The sequence below is a fragment of the Rhodococcus sp. NPDC057014 genome (assembly GCF_042673295.1).
GTDB lineage: Bacteria > Actinomycetota > Actinomycetes > Mycobacteriales > Mycobacteriaceae > Rhodococcus_F.
The window spans coordinates 1-6,729 of the sequence record NZ_JBHUSF010000024.1 but is presented as its reverse complement, the minus strand read 5'-3'; the positions used below and the strand labels follow the sequence as shown (position 1 = coordinate 6,729).

At 63.6% G+C, this 6,729-nt stretch carries 6 protein-coding genes and 1 pseudogene; 5 read left to right on the top strand and 2 right to left on the bottom strand.

The annotated features are described in order from the left end of the window. Positions 1-1,233 precede the first annotated feature (1,233 nt). Positions 1,234-1,722: a hypothetical protein gene (locus ACFTZB_RS07745; RefSeq protein ID WP_378430887.1), complete on the bottom strand. Its 489-nt coding sequence runs from the start codon at positions 1,720-1,722 to the stop codon at positions 1,234-1,236. 134 nt (positions 1,723-1,856) lie between these two features. Here ACFTZB_RS07745 and ACFTZB_RS07740 point away from each other — a divergent pair, with 134 nt between their 5' ends. Beyond that, entirely contained in the window at positions 1,857-2,450 is a 594-nt protein-coding gene (locus ACFTZB_RS07740; protein WP_378430886.1) for a hypothetical protein, read from the top strand. Between the two features lie 75 nt (positions 2,451-2,525). Next, positions 2,526-3,314, top strand: a complete 789-nt coding sequence (locus tag ACFTZB_RS07735) for an alpha/beta fold hydrolase (protein ID WP_378430885.1) — start codon at positions 2,526-2,528, stop codon at positions 3,312-3,314. Here the strand turns inward: ACFTZB_RS07735 and ACFTZB_RS07730 are convergent. Then, complete coding sequence (locus ACFTZB_RS07730) at positions 3,298-4,095, bottom strand: helix-turn-helix transcriptional regulator (RefSeq protein ID WP_072948914.1); 798 nt, start codon at positions 4,093-4,095, stop codon at positions 3,298-3,300. The two genes, ACFTZB_RS07735 and ACFTZB_RS07730, sit on opposite strands and share 17 nt — an antisense overlap. Before the next feature lie 897 nt (positions 4,096-4,992). Here ACFTZB_RS07730 and ACFTZB_RS07725 point away from each other — a divergent pair. The 3 genes and pseudogenes from ACFTZB_RS07725 to ACFTZB_RS07715 form a co-directional block, all read left to right on the top strand. Beyond that, positions 4,993-5,700 carry an SAF domain-containing protein gene (locus tag ACFTZB_RS07725; protein WP_378430884.1) on the top strand — a complete coding sequence of 236 codons (708 nt, stop codon included), beginning with the start codon at positions 4,993-4,995 and terminating at the stop codon, positions 5,698-5,700. 45 nt (positions 5,701-5,745) lie between these two features. Next, complete coding sequence (locus tag ACFTZB_RS07720) at positions 5,746-6,525, top strand: hypothetical protein (protein ID WP_378430882.1); 780 nt, start codon at positions 5,746-5,748, stop codon at positions 6,523-6,525. Then, a pseudogene (locus ACFTZB_RS07715) lies at positions 6,522-6,729 on the top strand (type II/IV secretion system protein); the annotation flags it as partial. The gene ACFTZB_RS07720 and the pseudogene ACFTZB_RS07715, both read left to right, overlap by 4 nt.

The window sequence follows — 6,729 nt, the reverse complement described above, 5'->3', positions numbered from 1 at the left end:
GTCTTTTGTGTATAAGCGCCTGGTCGCCACGCCGGGTGTTACCACACATCGCTCACGTGGGGTTATGGGGTCCGGGAGGGGCTGGGTTGGACACCTGCCCGTCACGTCGTCGACACGGTTGATGTGCGCTACCACATCAATGCCCTGATGTGCGCCGGCATGACGACCGCTCTGATCGCTGAGCTGGCCTCTGTGCCGGTCGCGACAATCCGGTCGCTGAGGAGCACTTCGACTCGCACGACCACCTCCGCCATCGCGGACGCGATCCTCTCGATCACTTTTCATCCGAGCCGTGGGCGTGATCTGACCCCAGCAGTGGGGGCTCGCCGCCGACTGCGCGCCCTCAACGCCATGGGCTACGGCGATCCGAGCCTCGCTCACCGCTTGAACGTCGAGGTCGACGTCGTCACCTCGATGCCGGAAAAAGGTCTCATCCCGAGCGAGCTGTGGGAAGCGGTCGACGAGATCTACGACGAGCTATCCATGCGCCCCGGACCTGACGCCGACCTTCGTGAACAAGCACGCGCAGAAGGACTGGTGCCGCCTCTCGGATGGGACGACGACGAGATCGACAATCCTAAGGCGCGTAGTCACGAGCGCGAGCGGGCCACGGGAGCGGTCGCGGTCGACGAGGTCGTCATCGTTCGTCGCCTGAGTGGCGAACAAGTCCCCATGCGCAACTGCGAACGGCGAGAAATCATCCGGATGGCCTACGAGCAGCGCTGGTCACCGAGCCTCCTCGCGGACAAGCTCGCCATCAAGTACGACTCGGCCGTGACGGAGCTGAGCCGGTACCGCCGAGCTCTCGTCCAGACGGACGTCGCCGGTTCCGGTTCCGATTCCACGGCGGAGCCGTCGACCCCGACCGACACGCCTACGAGGGAGTGTGGAAAGGGCGAGACCGCCGCAGTCGCTGCCCCGGCCGATCTGACAGGCGCACCCGATTCTGACTCTCCGCGAGAAGCAGCAGCTACGTCAGATGCCGCCGAATCACAGTCGCCCGCCGACTCCAGGATGAACGCGCCGGCACGGGCTTCCGCCAACCGAGTGAGTGCGTGCAGTTCCACGAGGCAACGATCGACTGTCCTCGCTCAGCGCCGGAAAGTGGGGTGCCGGGGAGCAGGCCGCCATCCCGGCGCTCGAAGCTATGGCGGCCGACCCGCCGGTCGGGTTCAACGAGAGCTGCAGGTGCCGAGCAGAACTGGCCTCGCTTGGATCCTGCCCCTCTGCGCATCAAGATGGCATCGCCCCGCCGAACAGACATCGGCACCCCGACCCGGCAGACCTTGTTCCAGTTCGCTGATACCTGCTGACTCCGGCGACCGTGTGAGGCATTGCTGCAGCCCCGACCTCGACAATTGAAGGAGACCAGACCCGATGGCCCTCATAGAAATCCCCGAGGACTTCCACGCGGCGTTCATTGCGGCCGCCCACGACGCGAACGATCACAACGACCTCGACCTCGCCGTAGACGAGGACCGCACACATATCACCCTCAGCAATCTCTGCCCCGGATTCTTCCCGGTTCTTCGGCTCATCACCCGCGGTGAGCATGAAGTCACGGTGGAAATCTGGTCCATCGTCGACCACCAACGAGATGATGGCAGGTGGGAGCGCACCGAGGGGGTCGATGCCACCACTGTGGTCGACCTCGCCGATCCGACCGATGCTGCCCGGCGCGCCGTCGAGTGCAACGCTCTGACCTCGGTCGGACGCGGTCATGCACGCTCTGCAGTGCGGCTTTTGGCAATGACCACAACAGGTTTCAGCCCTGCACTATGACCTTACGTCCCACTCACGGGGACACGGAGACGGGAACTCTCATGCATGAGTCATTTTCTTCCGCTCTCAACGAGATGTCGGTCGCCGATGCGGTGATGCAGCTGGCGTCCGGAACTGTCGAACTCGCGCTCGAAGACGCGCCCGAGTTCGCTCGCTGGTGCTGGTTCGCCGACGTGCTCGACTCGGACTGGGGTTTGACCGGCAGGCTTCCGGCCGCCGTCGACGATGTACTCCACGCACTCGAGCGCGTTGCCGGTATGTGCCGAACATCGGAAACGAAGGCGCTCAGTCCCGACGCGTGGCGCGCGGCGTACGAGGCCACGGAGAGATTGGCCCACAGCTCGGCCGTAACCAGTTCAGAGGCCACCTATCTGGCACTTTCGGCGGCGAACGACATCGCACTCGAGTGCATCGACGAAACGCACCCCGAGTTCACAGTCGCGATAGCGCTGGCATTCGAGTCCCTCGCCGCCTGTGCGGCGGACTCCGCGATAGCGCGATGCTGGATCGCCCGCGCTCTGACCGAATGGACGAACCGAACGCACCCAATCGCGGGTGATTCTCGAACGGGAGAAGCCCCACCGATAACGGACCCTCGGCAGAACGCGTCGATAGTCTCCGCAGGTTGTGGCGAGAGGGCCTTGTTGAGAGTGGGCGGCAACCACTGAAAGGGGCACTGGCAATAGCGACTCCGCGGGGCTCGCCTGGACCGGGGATAGTCACCTCACCCTAGGATCGGCTACGTGCCGACAGTGACAACGCCCGACGCCGACATCTTTTACACCGACAGTGGGGGAGAGGGGCCCGTACTTCTACTCGGGCACGGGTTCTTCATGGACTCCTCCATGTTCACGCCCCAGGTGCGCGATCTATCCCCGGACCTCCGGGTTGTGACCTGGGATGCGCGCCGCCACGGAAAGACCACCGATGCGGGTACGCCGTTCACATACTGGGACCTCGCACGCGACGCCCTCGCCGTCCTCGACCACCTCGGCGTCGAGAAGGCAATCATCGGGGGCATGTCCCAGGGCGGCTATACCGCGCTGCGCACAGCACTCCTCGCACCGGAGCGCACGACGGCTCTGATCTTGCTCGACACGGAAGCCTCAGCCTGTACACCCGAGCAAAAGTCCGGATACCGCGTCCTGTTCGATCAGTGGTGCAGCACAGTCCCACTCGAACCGCTCACCAGCGCACTTGCCCCCCAACTGATCGGCGGGGAACCTGCGGATTGGACGTCGTGGATCAGCAAATGGAACAGCAGTGATCGCATGGCTGTCCGGCCGGCCGCCGAGTGCCTTATCGAACGCGACGACGTCGTGGACCGGCTCTCCGACATCGGCGTTCCGGCGTTGATCATCCGTGGGGAAAATGACCTGTCAGCACCCGCAGAGAAGGCGGATGAGCTCAAAGCGGGTCTTCCCGGTGCGGCGCCAGTTGTCACGATCCCGGTGGCCGGCCATGCCGCAAGCTGGACACACCCCGAGCCGGTCAACGCCGCGATCACCGCGTTCGTCAAGACGCTCCGCTAGTTCCGGAGGCGGGCAGGCGCACTCCGAGGTACATCTGCAGCGGATACTTGCCCCGCATCTCCGCGTGGACCTGCACGTGCACGCTGTATCGCTCACCAGTCTCGGCGTCGCGGAGGTGCATGAACGGCTGGTGCCGGCCGAACCGGACTTCTTCACGTGACCACAGTTCGCGGAAGCGAGGGAACTCGCTCAACTCTTCGAGGGTTTCCACCGCCCAGTCGGGGTTGTAGTAGCGACCCATCAACGCTCGGAACCAGCTGACGGTCAAGGCCGCTTCCGCCTCCCACTCCACCATGACCTTCATTGATGCCGGAGTCGAGAAGAACCAGCGCAACACGTTTCCCTCGTCGACCAGCCCAGGGAACGCCTTGTCATACGCCGAGTTACAGTCGATGACATTCCAGCGTTCGTCGAGGTACGCCACCAGATGCGGGTTCAGCGCCGCGATAGCGGTCTTCATGTCCGGTGTGATCAGTGTCCGATAGTCGGCGATCGTCCATGGGGTGGTTGTGACCTCACGTTCGGTTGGTGTCTGTCGAGCGAGGTTGAAGAGGTGGCGCTGGTCTGCCGAATCGAGTGTGAGTGCCGTCGCCGTGGCTTCGAGGAACTCGGGTGAAGGGCCGTCCTTGCTGCCGGATTCGAGCTGCGCGATGTAGCTCATACTCGCAAAACTTCCGCTCGCAAGCTGCTGGCGGGTCATCCCGCCAGGATGACTCGGTGTGGACCGCGTCCGCCGTGCCCGAATGAAATCACCGAGGTTGGGTGGGCTGAGTGGGTCCATGCTTCATGCCTTCCGAGATCATCTGAGATGTCGAGCGCCATAACCATACTCTGCACGCAAGTCAACCCTTGCAGGTAACACTCCTTAGTGTTATGTCCAGCGGTGGACAACTCGGTCCACCAGCTGATGGGATCTTGTCCAGAAGACTCACAGCTGCGTGGCAGGCAGGTGAGTAAAATTCGGCAGTCGAGTCGCCGGGGACGGGAGGTCCACGGCGGTTCCGGAGGGGAAAAACGCTTATGCCACGTGCAGCGCAACGGTATTCACGCGTGCGGTCAAGGAAGAAATGTCCCGATATCGGCGTGCGCACGCCCGACTTCATATGCGGATGTTCAGAGCGCATCAGTCGCGGCGTCGTTGAGTTTCCTCGTCAGTGTGATCCCACCTGGCGCGACGCTGGTATGGACTGCGTGCCCGGACCTTCTGTCGAATTATGTTCGCTTCAAACGGATGACGCGCCAATAACCACCGCGAAAACGGTCCTCTGGATTGCTTACGGCCACGATTCCGAACCTGAGCGCTTCGGCGGCGAAGTAGTCGGCCTGCGGAGACAATTCGCAGATCGTCCAGTGCCGGATGGTCGCAGCGTTCGGGCCAGACGGGCGTGCCAGGTGTCCGCTGGACCTGTACGGCTCAATACCCGTGGCCGCGAGGATATCTGGCACAACACCCGGCGCGACGGTCAATTTTGTCGCAGTCGCAACGTACGTTGTCCCCTATGGGGGTACGTCCAACGCTCAACACTGTCGAAGAAGCCGATCAGCAGCGTGCGATGGCTCCACGCATCCACGCGGGCGGTAGGTGGCGTCGCCGACGCGAAGTTGTCCAGGTCGCGTTCTATTGTCCACCCCGTACGAAGCGTCCGATATGTCCACACGTCCACTGTGAAGGACCACCATGGCATCCCTGCTGACCAAGAAACTCGACAAGCTCCGCTCGTCCGGGGATGACCTGCCTCCGGCGCACAACGGCGCAGATCAGGACGACCCACCCGATCTGAATACCCGCGCGCGCGTTCGCCGGCGCCCCATTTACCTGGCGATCGGTGTCGCACTCGTCGTGGTGGCAGTGATCGGCATGCTCACCGCGGTCAACGCCATGCGCGCAACCACCGATGTGCTCGTCCTGACGAACGAGGTGCAGCAAGGCGAGACCATCGAGTCCAAGGACCTGGCCGCCAAATCGGTCAACGTCGATGCCGATCTCGGGGCGCTGCCCGCCAGCGAACGCGGCCGCGTCGTAGGAATGAGTGCCAGCACCCGGTTGCCGGCCGGCACCATTCTGCTCCCGTCCGCGATCACCGACCAGATTGTTCCCGGGGAAGGCCTCACGATGGTCGGCATCACGGTGAGCTACAGCCACCTCCCCTCCGAGCCGATCGTCCCCGGCGACATGGTCCGTGTCGTGGACACACCACGCGACCAGGACGACCCGCCCGTACAGGGACCGATCAACACGAAAGCACAGGTGTACTCCACCAAGGAGATCCCCGAAGCCGGCGAGACAACGCTGAACCTGCTCGTGCCCGAGGCAGAGGCCAACTGGGTCGCCGCCCGCGGCGCAACCAAGCGTGTCGCGATCGTCCTCGACAACCGAGTGCGGTGACCGGCAATGTTTCTCGCACTGACATCCGCCTCACGCTCACCCGGTGTGAGCACCACGGCGCTCGCCCTGGCCCTGAACTCACCGACCGACCGGACTCTGCTCGTAGAAGCGGATGCCATCGGGTCCTCGCCGGTCCTGGCCGGATACATGCTCGGAAACCACTATCACGATCGTTCCTTGATCAATCTCGTCGACGCGAATCGTCACGGGCGCCTCAAGGCTGCGCTGACCGAGCAACTCATCCAGATCCCGGAATCCTCGGTGTCCTTGCTCCCGGGACTGGTCCACTCCGCCCAGGCAGATGCGATGCGGCCCGTGTGGGGACCGTTGGGTGTCCACCTGGCCGGATTGAGCGTCGACGACACCAACGTGATCGTCGACGCCGGCCGGATCGGGCAACGCGGCGCTCCGGTCGAACTGATCGTCAACGCAACAACGATCGCAATCGTCACCCGCACGGAGCGAACGGCGATCGCAGCGTTACGCGCCTCGCAGAACGCGCTGCGACAGCAGCTCTCCGCGGTGCAATCACGCGCAAGTCTGGGGTTGATCCTGATCGGTGAGTCCCCCTACAACGCAGAGGAAGTGACGAAAGTCACCGGACTTGACGTGATCGCCGTCCTGCCCGACTCCGATGACGCCAAGGTCTTCTCGGACGGGTTGGCCATCAGCAAATGGCGCCGTCGCCGTTCGATCTACCTGCACACCCTCCACCGCAATACCTGGCCGAAGATCACCAAATTCGCGGTGAGCCATCAGGCGGACTGGAAGTCCGGTCCCGCGCTCAATGCTGCGCTGCCGACACTGACAGGAGAACGTCGATGAACTCCGACGACGCGACTGCGCCTCCGCAGAACAAGATCACGGAACTTCCCTTCTTCTCGGCCCCGATCCCGGACGCCGACCTCGCAGGTGGGGGCCGCAGTTCGGTATCGGAAATCACGCTCCCCGACACCGATCCGTTTCGACCGCTTCGCCTACACGAACTGCCACCGGCCAGCACCAACGGGCACCTCGGCACGGCGCGAC

What these genes read in the sequence shown, in the direction of transcription:
- ACFTZB_RS07745 (WP_378430887.1), bottom strand. Translation starts at nt 1,722, where the DNA reads ATGACCGCGTCCGACCGAGGTCAGAGCGTTGCACTCGACGGCGCGCCG.
- ACFTZB_RS07740 (WP_378430886.1), top strand. Translation starts at nt 1,857, where the DNA reads ATGTCGGTCGCCGATGCGGTGATGCAGCTGGCGTCCGGAACTGTCGAA.
- ACFTZB_RS07730 (WP_072948914.1), bottom strand. Translation starts at nt 4,095, where the DNA reads ATGGACCCACTCAGCCCACCCAACCTCGGTGATTTCATTCGGGCACGG.
- ACFTZB_RS07725 (WP_378430884.1), top strand. Translation starts at nt 4,993, where the DNA reads ATGGCATCCCTGCTGACCAAGAAACTCGACAAGCTCCGCTCGTCCGGG.